This is a genomic window from Thalassospira sp. UBA1131, from assembly GCF_002311515.1.
In the GTDB taxonomy this organism is placed as follows: domain Bacteria; phylum Pseudomonadota; class Alphaproteobacteria; order Rhodospirillales; family Thalassospiraceae; genus Thalassospira.
Window position 1 is genome coordinate 1 of record NZ_DCAO01000080.1, and the last position, 19,092, is coordinate 19,092.

At 53.9% G+C, this 19,092-nt stretch carries 20 protein-coding genes; 11 read left to right on the forward strand and 9 right to left on the reverse strand.

Annotation, left to right across the window (positions count from 1 at the left end):
• From B3Z49_RS12105 to B3Z49_RS12115, 3 genes are all read left to right on the forward strand, one after another.
• Nucleotides 1-687 (forward strand): GMC oxidoreductase (locus tag B3Z49_RS12105; RefSeq protein ID WP_296991114.1); only part of this gene is annotated, 687 nt, incomplete at its 5' end.
• A complete protein-coding gene (locus B3Z49_RS12110; RefSeq protein ID WP_296991117.1) occupies nucleotides 684-2,120 on the forward strand; it encodes a hypothetical protein in 1,437 nt (478 codons plus the stop codon). The genes B3Z49_RS12105 and B3Z49_RS12110, both read left to right, overlap by 4 nt.
• Nucleotides 2,121-2,324: 204 nt before the next feature.
• Nucleotides 2,325-3,239 (forward strand): hypothetical protein, encoded by a 915-nt coding sequence (locus B3Z49_RS12115; RefSeq protein ID WP_296991121.1) that lies wholly within the window; start codon nucleotides 2,325-2,327, stop codon nucleotides 3,237-3,239.
• Between the two features lie 103 nt (nucleotides 3,240-3,342).
• On the opposite strand, the gene B3Z49_RS12120 is transcribed toward B3Z49_RS12115, so the two are convergent.
• Nucleotides 3,343-4,206, reverse strand: a complete 864-nt coding sequence (locus B3Z49_RS12120; RefSeq protein WP_296991124.1) for a hypothetical protein — start codon at nucleotides 4,204-4,206, stop codon at nucleotides 3,343-3,345.
• 242 nt (nucleotides 4,207-4,448) lie between these two features.
• Here B3Z49_RS12120 and B3Z49_RS12125 point away from each other — a divergent pair, with 242 nt between their 5' ends.
• The 3 genes from B3Z49_RS12125 to B3Z49_RS12135 are packed head-to-tail and all read left to right on the forward strand — an operon-like array spanning nucleotide 4,449 to nucleotide 7,222.
• Complete coding sequence (locus B3Z49_RS12125) at nucleotides 4,449-5,579, forward strand: zinc ABC transporter substrate-binding protein (RefSeq protein ID WP_296991127.1); 1,131 nt, start codon at nucleotides 4,449-4,451, stop codon at nucleotides 5,577-5,579.
• Complete coding sequence (locus B3Z49_RS12130; RefSeq protein ID WP_296991130.1) at nucleotides 5,539-6,234, forward strand: DUF1007 family protein; 696 nt, start codon at nucleotides 5,539-5,541, stop codon at nucleotides 6,232-6,234. The genes B3Z49_RS12125 and B3Z49_RS12130 overlap by 41 nt, the downstream gene beginning before the upstream one ends.
• Complete coding sequence (locus tag B3Z49_RS12135; protein ID WP_296991132.1) at nucleotides 6,203-7,222, forward strand: nickel/cobalt transporter; 1,020 nt, start codon at nucleotides 6,203-6,205, stop codon at nucleotides 7,220-7,222. Before B3Z49_RS12130 ends, B3Z49_RS12135 begins: the two co-directional genes overlap by 32 nt.
• Here the strand turns inward: B3Z49_RS12135 and B3Z49_RS12140 are convergent, their stop codons facing one another.
• Nucleotides 7,223-8,092, reverse strand: a complete 870-nt coding sequence (locus tag B3Z49_RS12140) for a LysR family transcriptional regulator (RefSeq protein ID WP_296991135.1) — start codon at nucleotides 8,090-8,092, stop codon at nucleotides 7,223-7,225.
• Between the two features lie 175 nt (nucleotides 8,093-8,267).
• On the opposite strand from B3Z49_RS12140, the gene B3Z49_RS12145 reads away from it, so the two are divergent.
• Complete coding sequence (locus B3Z49_RS12145; protein ID WP_296991138.1) at nucleotides 8,268-8,546, forward strand: DUF1127 domain-containing protein; 279 nt, start codon at nucleotides 8,268-8,270, stop codon at nucleotides 8,544-8,546.
• Nucleotides 8,547-8,860: 314 nt separating this feature from the next.
• Here B3Z49_RS12145 and B3Z49_RS12150 read toward each other — a convergent pair whose 3' ends face one another.
• From B3Z49_RS12150 to B3Z49_RS12165, 4 genes are all read right to left on the reverse strand, one after another.
• On the reverse strand, nucleotides 8,861-9,307 hold the full coding sequence (locus tag B3Z49_RS12150; RefSeq protein WP_008892125.1) for a DUF7282 domain-containing protein: 447 nt from the start codon (nucleotides 9,305-9,307) through the stop codon (nucleotides 8,861-8,863).
• A 134-nt stretch (nucleotides 9,308-9,441) separates the two neighbouring features.
• A complete protein-coding gene (locus B3Z49_RS12155) occupies nucleotides 9,442-10,182 on the reverse strand; it encodes an anti-sigma factor (RefSeq protein ID WP_296991145.1) in 741 nt (246 codons plus the stop codon).
• Nucleotides 10,179-10,721 (reverse strand): sigma-70 family RNA polymerase sigma factor, encoded by a 543-nt coding sequence (locus tag B3Z49_RS12160; RefSeq protein ID WP_063090442.1) that lies wholly within the window; start codon nucleotides 10,719-10,721, stop codon nucleotides 10,179-10,181. The genes B3Z49_RS12155 and B3Z49_RS12160 overlap by 4 nt, the downstream gene beginning before the upstream one ends.
• Nucleotides 10,722-10,895: 174 nt before the next feature.
• Nucleotides 10,896-11,765: a LysR family transcriptional regulator gene (locus tag B3Z49_RS12165; RefSeq protein ID WP_008892128.1), complete on the reverse strand. Its 870-nt coding sequence runs from the start codon at nucleotides 11,763-11,765 to the stop codon at nucleotides 10,896-10,898.
• A gap of 149 nt (nucleotides 11,766-11,914) precedes the next feature.
• Here B3Z49_RS12165 and B3Z49_RS12170 point away from each other — a divergent pair, with 149 nt between their 5' ends.
• The 4 genes from B3Z49_RS12170 (at nucleotide 11,915) to B3Z49_RS12185 (ending at nucleotide 16,468) form a co-directional block, all read left to right on the forward strand.
• Nucleotides 11,915-12,148 carry a hypothetical protein gene (locus B3Z49_RS12170; protein WP_063090204.1) on the forward strand — a complete coding sequence of 78 codons (234 nt, stop codon included), beginning with the start codon at nucleotides 11,915-11,917 and terminating at the stop codon, nucleotides 12,146-12,148.
• 508 nt (nucleotides 12,149-12,656) lie between these two features.
• Nucleotides 12,657-13,355, forward strand: coding sequence for a gluconate 2-dehydrogenase subunit 3 family protein (locus B3Z49_RS12175; protein ID WP_296991154.1), 699 nt, complete (start codon nucleotides 12,657-12,659; stop codon nucleotides 13,353-13,355).
• A gap of 2 nt (nucleotides 13,356-13,357) precedes the next feature.
• Complete coding sequence (locus B3Z49_RS12180) at nucleotides 13,358-15,124, forward strand: GMC family oxidoreductase (protein WP_296991156.1); 1,767 nt, start codon at nucleotides 13,358-13,360, stop codon at nucleotides 15,122-15,124.
• Between the two features lie 15 nt (nucleotides 15,125-15,139).
• The gene (locus B3Z49_RS12185) at nucleotides 15,140-16,468 is read left to right on the forward strand and encodes a cytochrome c (protein WP_296991158.1); all 1,329 of its coding nucleotides are present in this window, start codon (nucleotides 15,140-15,142) and stop codon (nucleotides 16,466-16,468) included.
• A gap of 84 nt (nucleotides 16,469-16,552) precedes the next feature.
• Here B3Z49_RS12185 and B3Z49_RS12190 read toward each other — a convergent pair whose 3' ends face one another.
• The 3 genes from B3Z49_RS12190 to B3Z49_RS12200 form a co-directional block, all read right to left on the reverse strand.
• A complete protein-coding gene (locus tag B3Z49_RS12190) occupies nucleotides 16,553-17,194 on the reverse strand; it encodes a bifunctional 4-hydroxy-2-oxoglutarate aldolase/2-dehydro-3-deoxy-phosphogluconate aldolase (protein ID WP_287445822.1) in 642 nt (213 codons plus the stop codon).
• A 21-nt stretch (nucleotides 17,195-17,215) separates the two neighbouring features.
• A complete protein-coding gene (glk, locus tag B3Z49_RS12195; RefSeq protein ID WP_296991164.1) occupies nucleotides 17,216-18,154 on the reverse strand; it encodes a glucokinase in 939 nt (312 codons plus the stop codon).
• Nucleotides 18,154-19,092: dihydroxy-acid dehydratase (locus tag B3Z49_RS12200; RefSeq protein WP_296991167.1), on the reverse strand; the 939-nt coding region annotated here is incomplete at its 5' end. The genes B3Z49_RS12200 and glk, both read right to left, overlap by 1 nt.

Genomic DNA, 19,092 nt, shown 5'->3' on the forward strand with positions numbered 1-19,092 from the left:
AACCTTTTGACGCAAGCCAACCAGGACAGCTGGGGCATGCTTGATGAGCAAATCTTCCCCTATCGCGGCCCACAGCAGACCGGTGGTCTGGTGGAACTGCGTGATGGTGAGTTCCGATCCGATTATGCCGCCGTTGGCACCAGCTTCATGAATGATGGCTGGTCGGGCAATTCCGATGCCACCAATCTGGCAAAAGATCTGATTAAAAAGGGCATGGTTGGTCAGGAACTGGCCAATGCAATCAATGATCAGATTTCCCGACATCTGCGTTTAAACAGCTCGGCCGAGGTTTTGGCGAACTGGAACAATCGGGTGGAGCTTGCCGATGAAAAGGACAGTTCGGGCATACCAAGACCGAAAGTGACCTTTACCCTTGATGACTACACCAAAAAGGGATTGGCAAATGCGCTCGAGGTCAATCGCAAGATCTTTGCCACCCTTGGTGTGGCAGACATGCAAACCGATAAACCGTATCTGTCGAATGCGATTATTGGTGGAACCACGATCATGGGCTCGGACCCGAACACATCGGTCGTGAATGCGGATCTTGTCGCGCATGATCACAGCAATCTTTATATTCTGGGATCAAGTTCGCATGTAACAACACCGGTCAATGCCCCGTCCTTGACCATTGCCGCACTGGCGATCCGTGCGGCTGATCATATGGCCGATGCATTGACCAAATGAATACACCACTCAAACAACTGATCCTGATTGAAACAGGGCTTCTTGCCCTGTTCGTTCTTCTGGGCAACGGAATGCGGTCTGTCGCAACAATGACCGTTTCCGTCTCCCAGGGTGAGTTTGCAAGCTTCCTGAACATCTCGGTTGAACGCACCGATATCCTGATTGAAGTCCTGATTGGTGGTGCCGTGATGGCACTCGCCATCGCGCCCTTTGTGATCAACAGTCACACTGCGCGCAAGGTCTGCCTTGCCACCGCCATCCTTGCCAGTGCCAGCTATGCCGCCGTTGGCCTTACCATGCACTGGGACCCGGCCCTTTCAGTACGTGAAGTCATTGTTCTGGCCAGCTTCTGCATGGGTGGCTTTGCGATTTCGTTCTTTGCCCCGCTGGCACAGCTTGCGATCAGCCAGGCCAAGACGGATCGCGAAAAATCGATGCTGACAACGGTGTGGACGGCCGCCCAGCCGATGGCGTTTCTGATTGCGCCACAGCTGGTTAAATATGTCGCCTTCGATGTCGGCACCGGAAATTACTTTCTGATCCTGGCCGTGATGCCGATCCTGTTCTTGTTGATCATGCCGATGGTGATGGGCACCGCTGACGGGGCTACCGCGCCAACAACCACCGGCAATACCGGCACAAAACAGGCCCCCAACTGGAAACTGATCGGCCTGTTTCTTTCGGTCGTCATCATTTTTGAAGCATGGACAACCGCCAACAGCTTCCTTGGTGTTGAAAGCCTGACGGGGCTTGGCCTGATGTCGGCTTTCCTTGTTTTGTCGGCCGTTTTGTATTTCAGTATGAAATCGGCAGTGCCGCACGACACCAAATTGCCATCTGATGCGATTTTCCTTTTGGTGGTGTTATTCATCCTCGAAATTCCGACCACCGGTGTTTACGACACTGCATATCTTGTGCGGCATCTGTGCTCGTCAGAATTGATTGACGATCGCGCGACCCTTGGCGCGGCCAGTCAGGTGATCATGGTGTTTGCCGCCGGGGCCTTGATTGCACGTAATCCGGTCTGGCGCGAACGACTTTGGCTGCTTGCCATTCCATGTCTGATCGTTTCATCGGTTGCGACGATCTTTTACCCCTACCCGGCAACGGATGCGGCCCTGTTCTATTGGACCAAGATGCTTTCAAGCATCGGGATCGGGATTGCCACGACAATTGTGGTTAGTGCTGTGATCGCGTCGGCCAATGGTAACAAGCTGATCACGCTGGCCCCGGCATTTGTCATCATGTTTGGTACAGAAGTCGGGATCGAGATCCTTGAAATCACGTTCCAGATTTCAAAACTGGCAGGGCTTGGCGTCACAGCCGCCTATCAGATGGTTTTTGTCGTGCAGGTAAGTGCTGTGTTGCTGGCCACCACGCTCATGGCGTGGCGCTGGCTTGCACCGAAAACACAAAAAACTTCTGCCGCCTGACTCAGGAGGACAACAGTCATCGTAATTGGCGCGCGCCTTTGGCGTGCCTGCGGGGAACTAAGCCATTACAAGACTTCCTAATTGAAACCAAGCCTAGCTTTGTTCGCGATCTGGCGACCGTGACCCTTTCAAAGGCATCGGCAAGACACAATATCAATTGATGGTTGCCATGCTTATTTCTTCGCGGGCTCTAGGAGCAACAGATTGCAAAACCGCTTTTGGGTATTGCTGATATCTGCCGTCATGTTTTCATTTACCGCCCCACCCGCACGGGGCGACGAAATCGTGCGCATGGCCTTCCCGACCGGTGCGGTTGAGTTTTTCAAATACGAGTTCGGTGTTATCGAGCTTGCCCTTGACCACGCCGACGGCGACTTTCGGCTTGTGATCGAAGAATTCGAAGGCATGACACAGGCGCGCATCAGCTCAATGATGCAAGAGGAAAAGGTGGATGTCATGTTCACCGGTTACAGCCTCGAGCGCGAAGCAATGTTCTTGCAAGTTGACGTTCCGATGACACGAGGCTTGCTGGGATATCGTGCTTTCATCACGCATAAGGAAAACATCCCGGCTCTTAGTCAGGCAGCTTCTCTGGAAGAATTGAAAAAATTCTGCATTGGCACCGGGTCAGATTGGCCGGATGCCAGCATCATGGAGAAAAGTGGGTTTTGCGTTGATCGCGCACCGCGTGATCAGCTTTGGCCGATGGTCGCCAATAAAAGATTTGATCTTCTCAGCCGTGCGGTGCACGAGGGCTATCGCGAAATTGATGTTATCAGCCGGGAATATCCCAACGTCGTTCTCAGCCCGTCACCGGTTCTGGCGTATCCGTTTGATCTGTTCATTTACGTGAACCGCAATAATGAACGACTGCATGCGATTTTGACGCAGGGACTTTCGCGGGCCTATAGCACTGGCGACTTCATGCGACACTTCTTGTCGAACCCGCATATTCGTCAGGCGCTCGAAACCCTGAAGGATCCTGACACCCAGATTATCCAGATTGAAAATCCGGATATGAGCCAAAAGTCGCGCGACATTGACCCCGCACTTTGGGAAAATATCGTGCGCCGCAATTATGATGATGACTTTGGCTATGAACCCCGGGATCAGATGTAAATCCGATATTTATCAACACGATATCTGATTTACTGCATATGCAGATTTTTCGTTCTCAAAACGGAATAATCTTATTTGGATCAGGCAATGATCTTTAATTGGTTTAATTTTCCAGCCAGTACCGGTGAATGTCGGCGCTGTTATGCTCTGTCATTTCCGGGTTACCAAGATCAATTATCCGCAAATCTGGATGGTCTTGCAGGAACCGGGTTGCGTAGGCAATTCCGGGATGTGCCTGAAAATATTTGTCGATCGCGCCGTTTTCTGTCGCCGCCTGAAACCCTTGTTCGATCAGGTCATGAAGGGGTTTGCTGTCGCGGCGAACATAAAAATAGAAATCATACGGATAGCGCACCAACAGGTTCTGATAGACCATCAGGCCATGTTGACTGATCAGGTTCATGACGCTCTTTGTTCTGAGCTCATGAAGTGCCAGGTGCATGACATCGAACCGCCCGTTTTCGAGCATGGTATAAAGATTGTGCCCCGGCCCACCAACCACACAAAGACCAGCATGTTCGAGAATGAGGGTATCAACCCAGGAGTTCCCGGACCCGATGCAGACACTTTTCAAATCATCCTGGTTTGCCACGTCATCAAGTGCTTCAAATGTGTCCTCACGGGTGATGAATAGCCGATATCCCTGCAACCCCTTGGTCAGGGGATAATCGATTTGCAGCAAATCAGCCTCAGCTTCACGGCTATACCCGGCAAGGAGAACATTGACCTGACCATCATCAAGCATGTTGAACATCCGCTTTTGCGACAGACCTTCCAGGGAAATAACTTCAAGGCTGTGATCACCGGGCGCGTATTGCAATGCCAGTTCAAGCAAACCGGACTCAAAGGCAAAATGCGTTTCGCGACCCGCCGGCAAGGGCAGTGTAAGTGTTTCGGCAGCAACCGGCCGCACCAGCATCAGGGGAAGGACAACCAACCCGCACAAACATCTGAAAAATGAAAACATTCCGCCTGCCACTATTCCCCGAAGTATCAGAAGCTTACCTTTGTTGTTTCAGGTGGGGATTGTTGCGTCTGGAAACACCCCTTCTGGTATGAAAACACCTGAATCAGAATTGAGTTTCATAGAAACCACTGATCAGCAGCCTTCATTTTGCCTGCCCTGGTCGTTTCCGCTTGACGATTTGTTATGTTATATCATAACAACACATATCGAATATCAAACCCACTGCAAACCGGATCAACCACATGCCTTCCTTGCGCCGAGCCCTCCGTAACGTTCTTTTTGCCGCCCCGATCCTTGTTGCCGCCCCGCTGACCGCGGCCGCCCATGGCGACGATGCCCCGAAAGTCGTGACCTCCATCAAGCCAATCCACGGCATCACCAGCGCGATTATGAAGGATATCGGGGAGCCGGTTTTGCTGATCGATGGCGCGTCTTCACCACATACCTATTCTTTGCGGCCGAGTGAGGCGCGTGCGCTGAACGATGCCGATCTGGTGATCTATGTTTCGCATGCGCTGGAAGGCTTCCTTGAAAAGCCGCTTGAAAGCCTTTCTGGCCATAGCCATCAGCTTGAACTGGTTTCCCTGTCGCAACTGTCACTGCGCAATATGCGCGAAGGCGGCACGTGGGAAGGTCACATGCATGATCATGAAGCCGACATGCATGATGATCATGAGGAGCATGACGATCATAACGACCATGCCCACGATGATGAACATGATCATGACCACGAAGCCGAACACGATCAGGCGGCACATGATGATCATGATCACGACCATGTGGCCGAACATGAAAAACATGATGATGATGATGACGACCATCATGATGGCGTCGAACATCACGAACATGACGGTATCGACACGCATATCTGGATGGATCCGGCCAATGGCGCGACCATCGCGATTGCCATCGCCGATGAACTGGCCGAAATTGATCCGGAACATGCCGACGACTATCGCGCAAACCTGCAGACACTACTTGCAAGCCTGACCAACCTTGGTAATGATCTTCGGGCAAAAGTTGCACCGGTCCAGGACAAGCCCTATGTGGTCTTCCATGATGCCTATCAGTATCTCGAAGCCGGCCTTGGCCTGAACGCGGTCGGATCGATTACAGTTTCGCCAGATCAAAAGCCCGGAGCCAAACGCCTTCATGAAATCGAAGACAAAATCCATGATACCGGCGCTGTCTGCATATTTGCCGAACCGCAATTCCGCCCGGCAATCGTTCAGGCCGTCGTGTCTGACACTGGCATCCGGACCGGCACGCTTGACCCGCTTGGCTTTGACATTGCTGCGGGACCGACTGCCTATCAGGAAATTCTCGCACAAAATGTCGACGCACTTGTCGATTGCCTTGGCGACGCTTCGTAAGCGCACCGCAATGATTTTGGTTGCCTGCATGACGATGCTGGCAACCGCCCCTTCGGCATTTGCGCATCCACATGTCTGGATCGACGCGAATGCCGAATTCGTTTTTGAGAACGACAAGATTACCGCCATTCGCGTGCGCTGGCTGTTTGACGATCTGTTTAGCATGACCATGATCGACGAGTTCGACAAAAACCACGACACCCGGTTCTTTGACGAAGAAAACACCGCCGTACACGACAATGCCTTTGCAGCCCTTTCCGAGTTTTCCTGGCTGACACATCTGCGCAAGAACGAAGAACTGGTATCCTTTGCCGGTGCGACTGATTTTGTTGCCGATATCACCGATGACCGCCGGGTAAGCTATGACTTCAAGCTGATGCTCGAAACACCGCTTGATCCGATCAAGGATGCCATCAGCCTGTCGGTCTATGATGCCGAATACTATATCGATGTCGCCTACACACAGGTCGATCCCGTCCTGTTTGCGGGGGCCAAAAACCTGTCCTGCCATTTCGAGATGAGCGAAGATGAAAAGAACCGCATCTATTTTGACCTGGTCGCGCCAATCCGTGCCGATGTTGTTTGCGCGGCCAAGGTGGCAGATAGCAGCAGTTCTGGCGGCCTTGCTCCTGGCGATTTCGTTCTCGTCGAATAATCCGGCAGCCGCACAATCATCAAACCTTCTGGGTCGCGGGGCAGCTGATAGCACCCAAAGCAGTCCTGCGCCCAATCCGGATGCCGATAACGCAGAAGACAGCCTGATTGCCCTGCCCGACTGGCTTTCAGACCTTATTGGCCAGACGGTGATCATTCAGACCAAACTCAACCGTGAAATCACCGCCACGCTCCGCGAAGCCAAGGACGGTGACAGCTTCTGGCCGGGCCTTGTCATTATTGCCCTGTCGTTTGGCTATGGCGTTTTTCACGCCGCGGGCCCCGGTCATGGCAAGATGATTACCACCACCTATTTCCTGTCGCGCGATGCCGGATGGAAACAGGGTGTGGCGATGGGCAGCCTGATTGCCACCGTTCAAGCGGTTTCGGCCATCGTCATGGTCGGTGGACTGACCCTGATCCTTAATCTGGGCCCGGCAGCGGTCACCAAGAACGGCCTGATCATGGAGGCGGTTTCATACGCCCTGATTACCGCCTTGGGCGCAGTGATGGCGCTTCGCATCCTGCAAGGCCGCGATGATTGTTGTGATCACCACGGACCGGGCGTGCATCATCACCATCATGCACATGATCATAGTCACGACCGCGACCATGACCATGACCACCACCTCACCCATCACGATGCCTCGGCTGTTCAATCCAACTGGCAGATGATCTCAACCGGAGTTGTCGCAGGATTGCGCCCCTGCACCGGATCGATCCTTGTGCTGCTGTTTACCTTGGCCAATGGCATGTTTCTGATCGGGATTGGTGCTGCCTTTGCTATGGCGCTTGGGGTCGCGATTACCATCAGCCTGATCGGACTGGCCGCCATCGGCATTCGCACAGGCACACAGCATCTGTTCAGCGTTTCAGAAACATCCTCGGGTATCATTCGCCGCACGGTCGGCTTTACCGGGGCTGCAATCATTACCCTGTTTGGTGTGATGCTGTTGCTGGCGTCGGCACGACAGCTTGGTTGGTTGTAATCAGGATTTATAGGCCGCCGGGATGCTGTCTGACGCCTTGATCAGGGCATCCATCACCATGCGGACACCGGGCGAACGCCGCATATCAGGATGCACCACCAACCAGACCGGTTTGCTAAGTTCGGCCAGACTGTCATCCGCCACCACTTCCAGTCGGTCATCTTCATCTGCCATATATCTCGGCAACAAACCCAGTCCGTGACCGGCGGCAACAAAGGCCTGCACCGTTGCGGTATCGTCGGCCTTTATGCGTACTGGCAATTCTTTATCCAGCGTATCCCAAACCCAGCCTTGCTGATAATCACCAAATGTGTTGCGACCATCAGCACAAAATTCCCATTTTTCCTTGGGGACACACTCTGTATAGCCCTTTGCCGCGTAAACCGCATAACGTAACTCGACCAGCTTTCGGACAATCAGGCCACTTTGATCAGGACGTACCATGCGCACAGCAACGTCCGCTTCACGCCGTGCCAGATTGGCAACGACGCTTGATGCCAATATTTCATATTCAAGATTTTTCTGATCTCGGAGCAACTCCGCCAATCGCGGCGCAAACAGCAATCGTCCGGCACTTGGCGGAACGGCGATTTTGACAACACCATGGGCTGTTCCCTCCCCGTGCGCCTGACGTTCGAACACGAGAACGTTGCATTCAACCTGCAACGCTGCAGGCATAAGATTTTCGCCAGCCTCGGTCAGTTTCCAGCCCGTAGCCAGACGATCAAACAGATGTGCGCCAAGATCGGCTTCAAGGGCCTCGATCCTTCGCGAAACCGTTGTGTGATCCTTGCCAAGACACCTTGCCGCACCGGACAAGGTTCCTTCCTTTGCCACCGCAACAAAGAAACGCAAATCATTCCAGTTCATTGGCTCCATCCCGGCACGGCTTTTAGAAATAGATAGCCTGCGTAACGCCGAAAACGATGCTTCGCCATTGCGCAAATCTGCACAACTGTAGCGCATTTTATCGGAATTCATTTGTGTTTTTGCGCATGGCAACCTTGTCGACATCACAAAGCCCACACGATCAAGGAGCATCAAAATGGCTGCCTTAAACCATATCAAATGTCATCCCGTCGTTGGTCCCCTGTCGAACACGTCATCGTCGGAGATACGCGCACAAAGCCCCAGTTCCCCTGCCTCGCGCCGCCACACCACCGAGGGTTTGCATGCGATCATCCCGACGATACTCGATACACTGATTACCGCATACAAGCACTATCAGGGTCGGAATGCACTGGATAAGCTCAGCGATTATCAACTGCGTGACATCGGTCTTGAACGCACACGTGACGGATACGCAACACGCGACTGGTATTGATTTTCTTCAATACCGCCCCCCGAACATCAAAGCGGCCCCGGCTCCAAACAGAACCGTTGGCAATCGACACGCTTTGATGCTGCTAACTTGGGAATACGACTATTGCCAAGTTGGTCAATGCCTCCCTTAAGGCAGACAAAGGCCCCTGCAATGCGGGGGCCTTTTGTTCATAGTCTGAAATTGCTCGGACTTGAGTTTGTCGATAACGGTATTAGCTGTTTTTGCCAACAGGACGCCGGACATAAAAACAGCCCGCAAGGGGACACTTGCGGGCTGAAAACGATCTCGTCTATTTGGGCAAGACGGTCTCTGCTTTACTGGGCAGATACAACTTTCATCACCAGTTTCCCGTCCGGCTTGATCGGGCCGTCTTCCTTGGCCCCGAGGGTGTATTCGAAGACACCCGTTTTCATGCCACCGGCTTCGGAATGCACCATCAGCATCAACATTTCGCCGGACTTGACCGGTTCCTGCAGGATGGCGGATACATCCATGTTTTCACCCTTTTTAAGCGGTGCATAGCCAACGACCGGTCCCGGCTTCATATCGCTGTTAGTGCGATGGACAACCAGCCAGCCGTTTTCGCCTGCCATGATTTTCGATGCGGTCACCACCCCAGCCGAAACATCTTGATCCATGGCTTCGACCATCGGACCCATTGCGTTTGCCGCACCGGCACCACCGAATACAAAACCGGCACTCAGCATCATTGCCGTGATCACGCCGGTTGCTTTTGCCGTTGCTTTGGCTTTGAAGGTCATGTGAAGTCTCCTTTGCTTTTGATCTGGAACGCGCTGTTTTCTGCGCTCGCTCATGTCATGCGTTTCATCGCACACACAGAAGCTACGCAGCCAAATCAATCGGGTTTCAGCAAAGGTGATTTTTTTTGATTTTTTTACTGAGCGACGGAAATAAGGCGCCCATGGATCGCAGGACCGGTTGGCTGACCAGTTGGTGAACCGCCTTCGGGCTCCAAGCTGATGCCAAACGTTGCATTGCGCAACATGGCGGGATCAAATCCGCCAAGCTGTTTGGTTGTCGGATTGGCGATGTTTTCAAGCAGGCCCAGCGATTTTGGCTTCGGCCCGGTTTCCTCCGTCACGATCCAGAGCTGATAGGTCTTGCCTTCGGGTACGGTTGCCTCGACCGGGCGAATGGTGACTTCACGGGTTTCAAGATCAACACTCATGACAAAGGCCGGTTGGGTGTCATCGCGATGGAAGACGGCAACAAACTGTCCGTTCTGGACCGGGGAATTCAGATCACCTGAAAGCACAACCACAATCAGACTGGCCGCAATCGCCGCCGCCCCCAGCGCACCGGCACGCCAAACGGCCAGTCGACGTTTGAGTTTGGCGAATTCCACCACACCCGGCACGTGTTGGCTGGTGGCTTGGCGCGTGGCCTGTGCGGCACCTTCGATCCGGGCACGAATACCGGCAAACAGATCGCTCGACGGGGCAACCGCATCATAATGGGCATTTAGCGGCGACAGGCGCGCTTCCCAGTCGGAAATCGCGCGATCAAGTTCGGGTTCCTGGCTGCGACGTGTCTCAATGGATTGGCGTTGCGCGGGCTCAAGAGTCCCCAACACATATTCCGCCGCCAACATGTCAATATCATCCCGGTCCGTCATGTTCCCAGGCATTCCTTTAATTGTCTCAGACTGCGATGCAGCCATGTCTTGATCGTTCCGACCGGTTGGGCAAAGCGTTCTGCCAGTTCGGCACGTGACCAGCCTTCGAGATAGGCCAGCTTTACAATCTGCTGGCGGTCGTCTTCGAGATCGTTCAGGCAACGGTCAAGTTGCCGCATCTCGTCTGCAACTGCCATCTGGTCAAATGCAGAGTCCGACGATATCAGCGTTTCAATATCTGCATCCTCGATATCGGCTTCCGGGCGTTGCCGCCGGACGATATCAATCGCCCGGTTGCGGGCAATGGTTGCCATCCATGTGATGATCGAGGCACGACCGGGCTCGAAATCCCCCGCCTTTTGCCAGATACGCACATAAATGTCCTGAAGGGCGTCCTCGCTCTCGGCGCGATTTCTCAAGATACGCAGGACGATGCCGAAAAGTTTCGCTGATGTTGCATTATAAAGCTGTTCGAAGGCATCCGTATTGCCTTCGATCGACTGCCTCAGCAGGTTTTCCAAATCCCGGGTCGATGTCATACCCACCGCCACATGCATACACCCCGCCACAAGTGCGGCTGTATGAAAGAAACAAATACGGGATCGCGCATGATCCCGAGCCATAAGTCATTACGCAGCCAGATAGCAACCTGATCAATTTTATTTCAAAGAAAACAACGCGTAGGGTTGCCTCCTTGCATGTCGGTTTGCTGCTCAGACCTGATATTCCTCGGCGATGTTGTTGGCCGCCTTGATCAGGGCATCCATCACTAGACGCACGCCCGGCGATCGGCGCATATCCGGGTGCACCACCATCCACACACTTTCACGACTGCGCCCTTCGACGTCTGCGTGGATCAGTTCGAGTTCATCATCGCGATCACCAAAATAGCGCGGCAAAACGCCAACGCCATGGCCGGCGGCAATGAACTGACGGACGGTTTCGGTGTCATCAGCGCGGAACCGACAGGGCAATTCGCGGTCAAGCACCGTGCGCACCCATTCCCGTTTGGATGCGCCATATGTGGTGTCCTCATAACCACAGAATTCCCAATCCATTTCCGGCACGCGGTCCTTGTAACCAACCCCGCCATACAGCCCCACGCCCAGTTCAACCAGTTTGCGGGTAATCAGGCCGGGTTCGCGCGGCGTAATCATGCGTACTGCGACATCGGCTTCACGTCGCGCCAGATTGACGATATTGGCCGCGCCAATGATTTCGAATTCGAGTCCCTTGTGCGCCTTGAGCAATCGAGCAAGGCGCGGCGCGAACAATACGCGTCCGGCAACCGGGGGCACGGAAATGCGTACAACCCCGTGGGCGGCTTCATCGCCCTTTGCCTGTCGCTCGAATGTCAGGGCTTCTTCTTCGACTCGTTCGGCCACAGGAACAAGGTTTCGACCCGCTGATGTCAGCTGCCAGCCACGTGGCAATCGGTCAAAAAGTTTTGTGCCAAGATCACTTTCGAGCGCCTCGATCCGTCTCGCAACGGTGGTATGTTCTTTACGCAAACGTCGCGCTGCACCGGACAGGCTATTTTCTTCCGCAAGAACAAGGAAGTAGCGTAAATCATTCCAATTCATAGGCGTTATTTGGTCCCTTGGAATCTGTCAAAATCGTCGTGCATTTTTGCACAGTAGCTATGCAAAACAAAGTAGTTCCCGTTTTATTTCGCATATGACATTTTCCGCCCATCGAAACGCAAATCAACCGTAGATCATAGGAGGCCATCATGGCACACACGGTTTCCGCTGCACCGCAATTCAATGCTGCTACCGACCCGTTCGCGAAACGCATGCCGTTCGGATCGCTTCTGAGCAAGATCGCCAACAAGATCGGTAAGGCACGTGCACCCAAAGCCGCGAGCTACGGTTGGGATTCACTGAGCCATGCTGAACTTGCCGACCTTGGTCTGCAGCGCAAATTCAACGGTTCGACCTGGTATGTTGACCGCATTTCGCGCTAAGGCGTGATCGGGCGCGGCACCGATATCGCCGCATGGACGACCCTGATAAAGAAGGGACCCAAACGGGTCCCTTCTTTTATTTGTCCGTCATCAATTGAACAGACACGCATCGCCAACGGACAATGCCACCTATACCATCACGAAAATGACTCGTAGTCACTTTTGAGAATTCTCATTCTCCTATCAACTCAAAGGATTTTATCGTAGATAATTATAAACTTATTGCGATTTTTGCGTAGGGAGTTGTCTTCGGAAGCGACAATAGAAATTTAATATCTGAATATACACATGTAACTCGGAAACCAAAGCCTCAAGGCAGGCAAACGACTGATTTCCAAGCAAAACCCTTTTGAAAACATAACGAACGCATCCCTGCCATGCCTTGACGCATGGCTAAACGGGGGGCGTAGAATTGCTCTATCAAATCAGGATCATGTCAGGAAAAGACCTGCTTAGCCGCCACTGCAGCACTCTTTTTCATCCTGAGAAAAGACGAGAGAGCAAAAAAATGAGTGAAGAAAACTTCAAGCTGAGCCGGCGCAGATTTCTGCAGGCCGGTGCAGTCGGGACGATGCTGTCAGCAGGATACTCTGCCAGTGCAATCGCCCAATCCGACACGCCCCACCTGTCCGACTACCAACCCGAATATTTCACCGCTGCGGAATGGGACTTCATTGTCGCAGCAACCGACCGCCTGATCCCGGCTGATGGAGAAGGCCCCGGCGCACTTGATGCCCACGTGCCGATCTTTATCGACCGTCAGCTTGTCGGGTCCTTTGGACAGGCCGCTGACTGGTACATGGAAGGTCCGCATGATCCAAATGCACCGGCCGCTCTTGGCTATCAATCCCCGCTGACACCGGCAGAGGCCTATCGTGCCGGGATTGCTGAGCTGAATACTTGGTGCAAAGAAAACCACGGTGCTGTTTTCGCCGAGCTCGAGAAAGAAACCAAGGACGCGGTTCTGACGTCCCTAGAAAAGGGGGATATCGAACTGGCTGACACCAAGGGTGCCAATCTGTTTGATCTGCTTTTGCAGAACACCAAGGAAGGTTATTTCGCCGATCCGATGTATGGCGGCAACCATGAAATGGCGGCCTGGAACCATATTGGTTTCCCCGGCGCACGCGCAAGTTTCCGCGAATGGGTTGGCATTGAAAAGCCATACCCGCTGGGCCCTGTCGATATTTCCGGGAAAAGAGGCTGATCATGGCAAGAAAAGAAAAGAAACGCGACGTCGTCATCGTCGGCCTGGGCTGGACCGGATCGATCCTTGGCATGGAACTTTGCAATGAAGGACTGGATGTTCTTGCGCTCGAACGCGGTGGAGACCGCGACACCGTGCCAGACTTTCAGTATCCTGCAATTGCAGACGAACTGAAATACGGTGTGCGCTATGGCTTTATGCAAAAGCCGCGTAATTCGACGGTGACCGTGCGCCGTTCGGAATCAGAAACCGCCCTTCCTTATCGTCATCTTGGCTCATTCCTCCCGGGCGATGGTGTCGGCGGTGCCGGCATGCACTGGAATGGTCATACATTCCGCCCGATGGCCGAAGAATTCCAACTGAAATCCTATGTCGAACAAAACTTCGGCAAGGACCTTATTTCTGATGAAATGGCGATCCAGGACTGGGGGATCAGCTATCAGGAACTGGAACCCTATTTCGACCGCTTTGAAAAGGTCGCCGGCATTGCGGGTCAGGCGGGCAACCTCAAGGGGGAAATCCGCGAAGGAGGTAACCCGTTCGAGGCACCGCGTTCCAACGACTATCCAATGCCTCCTCTGCCGCAGACGGTTGATTCCAACAAATTCGCCGACGCAGCACGCAAGATGGGTTACCATCCCTATCCGCGTCCGTCCGGTGTGGCCTCAAAGGCCTATACCAACCCTTATGGCATGCAGCTTGGCCCATGTAACTTCTGCGGTTTCTGCGAACGGTTTGGCTGCTACCAATATTCTAAATCTTCGCCACAGACTTGCATCCTTGATGCGCTTAAGCGCAAGGAAAATTTCGAATATCGCACCAATGCCGAAGTTCTGAAAATCGAACTGGCAGCGGACGGGAAAACCGCCAAGGGCGTCACCTATATGGATGCCAATGGCGAAGAAGTCTATCAGCCGGCAGACATGGTGATATTGGCTGCCTATCAGTTGCATAACGTGCATTTGATGCTGCTTTCGGGGATCGGTCAGGCCTATAACCCGGCAACGGGCGACGGCGTGATCGGCAAGAACTATGCCTATCAGACCAATGGCGGCACGGCACTGTTCTTTAAGGATATCGACTTCAACCCGTTTGTCGGCAACGGTTCAAACGGCCATGTGATCGATGATTTTGCGATCAACCGCATTGATTTCGGGGCTGAAGGCTTTATCGGTGGCAGCTATATCAGCTCTGGCACCTTTAACGGTCAGCCGATCCGCTCAATGCGTCTGCCTGGTGGCACGCCGAAATGGGGTGCGGGCTGGAAAAGCGCGATCAAGGAATGGTACGGCCATTCGATGGCAATCGGATCGCATGGATCGAACATGTCCTATCACACCAACCATCTTGACCTAGATCCGACCTACAAGGACAAGTATGGCCGTCCGTTAATGCGCATGACCTTTAACTGGAAATCCAACGATATCCGGATGACCCAGTTCATGAAGTCAAAGATCGAGCCGCTGGCCGAAAGCATGAACCCCGACATCATGCAGTCTTCGTTCAAGAAAGAAGGCGCTATGTATGATGTACGCCCCTATCAGACCACCCACAATGTGGGCGGCGCGATTATGGGGTCTGATCCGAAAAGCTCCGCACTTAATAAGTTCCTGCAGACTTGGGATGTCCACAATGTGTTTGTGATGGGTGCCAACGCCTTCCCGCAAAACATTCAGTACAACCCGACCGGAACGGTTGGCGCGCTGGCCTATTGGGCGGTTGAGGCAATCCGCAAGGATTACCTGCCCAATCCAAGGCCCTTGGTATAAAGCGGGGACAAATCCATGAAAAAGTTTGTAAAATTCCTTGCGGCTCTTGCCGTGGTTGGTCTTGTCGTGATTGGACTGATCATATTCCTGCCGGTGTCACGCACCGCACCACAAACCAATGTGGCTGGTGATTACACCACCACGAATGGGCATGGTGAATATGCTATGCGCATGGGTGATTGCATGGCATGTCACACGGCTGACGGCGGCAAACCCTTCGCCGGTGGCCGACCGATAGAAAGTCCGTTTGGCACGATCTGGTCTACAAACATCACCCCGGACCCTGAACACGGCATTGGCAATTATAGTCTCGATGACTTCCGGGCCAGTCTTTATGACGGCATCGAACCGGATGGCACCCGTCTGTATCCGGCCATGCCTTATGAAAACTATCGCAAGCTAAGCGAAGAAGACATTCGTGCGATGTATGACTATTTCATGCACGACGTCGAACCCGTCAACGAAGCGCCCCCCAAAACCGACCTTGGATTCCCGTTCAATCAGCGCTGGGGTATTCGCGTTTGGAACTGGCTGGCGCTTAGCGATGCAGGTCACGAAGATCTGTATGATGATACTGTACTTAATCGCGGAGCTTATCTGGTCGATTCTTTGGGTCACTGCGCTGCCTGTCACAGCCCACGCAGCACGATTTTTGCCCAAGCTGGTAAAAATGCCGAAGACGACCGCTATCTTGCTGGTGGTGTCATTGCTGGCTGGCCGGCACCGAGCCTGCATGGCCCGCAATCCGCCCCCGCAAAATGGAGCCATGACGATCTTGCGGCCTATCTATGGACCGGTCGTAACAGCCATTCGGCCGTTGCGGGCGAGATGACCCAGGTTGTTGGTGACTCCCTTCAATACGCAACTGATGAAGATATGAATGCGATTGTTACGTATCTGCGACATATCAATGGCCGTGGCGAAGACAAAACCACATTGGATGCATCCTCATCAAACGAACCGACCGAAACAGAAAAACTTCTGGCGTCGGCCGATCCTTCGATGCCACTTGGCGCGCGTCTGTATCTTGATAACTGTAATGCCTGCCACTTCGTAAATGGAAAGGGTGCACCAGAAGTCTTCCCGTCCCTTGACGGCAATGCGCTGGTTGTCGCCGATACAGCGGGTGGTTTACTTGATGTCATGCTGCATGGCGCCCGCATGCCTTCGACCGAAAAACGTCCTGCCCGTCTGGCAATGCCGGGCTTTGGCGACCGTCTGTCGGATGAAGAGGCGGCTGAACTGGCAACCTTCGTTCGTCAAGGCTGGTCAAATGATGCCAATGCTGTCTCCGCCGAAGACGTTGCAGCAGCGCGCAGCAAAAGTTCCGGTACGCATCACTAAGCCATCCTTGCATAAGACCTAAAAAAAGGGACCCAACCGGGTCCCTTTTTCGCATTTCGGCTTTGGCTACTGAGCCCAAAAATCTCAGCCGCGCAGCGCCTTGACCTTGTCTGTTGCTTCCTGCGCAAGTTTGGTGATCTTGCCCCAGTCGCCTGCCTTGACCGCATCCTTGGGCGCAATCCAAGAACCACCGACGGTGATGATGTTTGGCAGCGCCAGATAATCAGCAAGGTTGGCAAGCGACACACCACCGGTCGGACAAAATGATACCTGCGGGATCGGGCCGGAAATGGCTTTGAGCATCGAAACACCGCCCTGCTGTTCTGCCGGGAAGAATTTCAGCGTGTCATAACCATGATCAATCAGGTTCATGATTTCCGACGGCGTCCCGGCACCCGGAAGCAACGGGCATCCTGTATCTTTGGCCGCTTTCAGCAAACCTTCGGTATGGCCGGGCGACACGGCGAAGGCACAGCCGATCTCGGCCATGCGTTCCATCTGTTTGGCATTGATCACAGTGCCGGCACCGGTAATCGCATCGGGCACCTCGGCGATGATGCGCTTGATGCTTTCCTCGGCTGCGGACGAGCGCAGGGTGATTTCAAGTACCGGCAGACCGCCAGCGACAAGCGCCTTGGCCAGCGGCACGGCATCGTTGGCGTCTTCGATCACCAGAACCGGAACGACCGGTGCCTTGGACAGAATTTCACGCGATGAAAGGCTCATTAACTTTCCTCCAGGTTTCGATTACGCCGTTAAAATCTTGGCGCAACCGATCAGGGCCGGGTATTTCGCCGTCATCAGGCGCACCGGCACATCATTCATCAAATCACGGAACCGCCCTTTGGCGATCATGCGCTCCTTGAGCGCGCTTTTCTTCATAAATTCGGTAATGCGCGGACCGATGCCGCCACCAATAAACACCCCGTCAAAGGCCCCGAGGGTCAAAACCAGATCCCCGGCAACACCGCCAAGGAACATGCAAAACCGTTCCAGCACCTTAAGACACAGGGCATCCCCGTTCTTAAGGGCACCATCGACAATCTCGGCCGCTGTTTTGGGTTCGACATCAAGCCCCTCAATCGCGGCAAGCGCCCGATAAAGGTTCTCAAGCCCCATGCCCGACAACACACGTTCGGCAGATACACGATCAAGTTCACGGCCGAGGAATTTGACGATCTCGTAATCCAGATCGTCAATCGCGGGCAGCGACACATGCCCGCCTTCACCCTGTATGGGCAACCATTTGCCTTCGTGCGGCAGCAGCCCCGAGACGCCAAGCCCGGTCCCTGCCCCGACCACAGCAAGCGGAAGCCCCGGACGGCCCGGACCATCAAACAGCGTGATCAGGTCTTCGTCGCCCAGATAGGGCACGGACATGGCAAGACCGGTAAAGTCATTGACCACAACAAGCCGATCCAGATTGAATTCGGCCTTGAGTGCTTCTTTCGAGAACACCCACGGATTGTTGGTGAACTTGACTATATCGGCCATGGCGGGGCATGCCACCGCCACAGCAAATTCACGCAAATCCGTGCAATCGGTTTTCGCCATGAAGTCCCGCATGGCATCGCCGATGGTGGCATAGTCACGCACCGGCAATGTCATGGGTGTGTGGGGATCGCCAGCTTCATCCAGCCAGGCAAAGCGGGCATTGGTCCCGCCAATATCACCAACCAGCTGCATTACGCGACTTCAGCCTCCCCCGGGAAGGCCGCAGAGGCACCAAGTTCAGCCAGACCAACATGTTCGCGGAAGACACCAAACATCTCGCGGCCAAAGCCATCCTGATGTTCGGCCTTATGATCAAAGGTCGCAAAGTCACGCTTGGCCAATTCGGCATCGGTGACATTGAGCAACAATTCGCCGGTTTCGGCATCAAGACGGATGATATCGCCATCCTGAACCTTGGCGATCGGACCGTTCATCATGCCTTCCGGCGTCACGTGAATGGCGGCCGGGACCTTGCCCGATGCACCCGACATACGACCATCGGTCACTAGGGCAACCTTGTAGCCAAGATCCTGCAGAACACCCAATGGCGGGGTCAGTTTGTGCAGTTCCGGCATGCCGTTGGCTTTGGGGCCCTGGAAGCGGACAACACAGACGACGTCACGATGCAGCTTGCCTTCCTTGAAGGCATCCATCATTTCTTCCTGCGACGTAAACACCGCCGCCGGCGCTTCGATCACACGGTTTTCCGGCTTAACAGCTGAAACCTTGATCACGGAACGGCCAAGGTTGCCCGAAAGCATACGAAGGCCACCATCGGCACTGAACGCCTTTTCGGTCGGACGCAGGATTTCTTCGTCATGGCTGGTTTCCGGCGCATCCCGCCAGGAAAGCTTGCCATTATCCAGATACGGCTCGGTGCCATAGGCCGCCATGCCACCGTTATGAATCGTTTCAAGATCCGGGTGCAAAATACCGTTCTTAAGCAGATCGGAAATCACAAAGCCCATACCGCCAGCCGCATGGAAGTGGTTCACATCGGCCTGCCCGTTCGGATAAACACGGCAAAGCAACGGCACAATGCGCGAAAGTTCATCGAAATCATCCCAGCGAAGCTCGATCCCGGCCGCACGTGCCATGGCTGGCAGATGCAGGGTATGGTTGGTCGACCC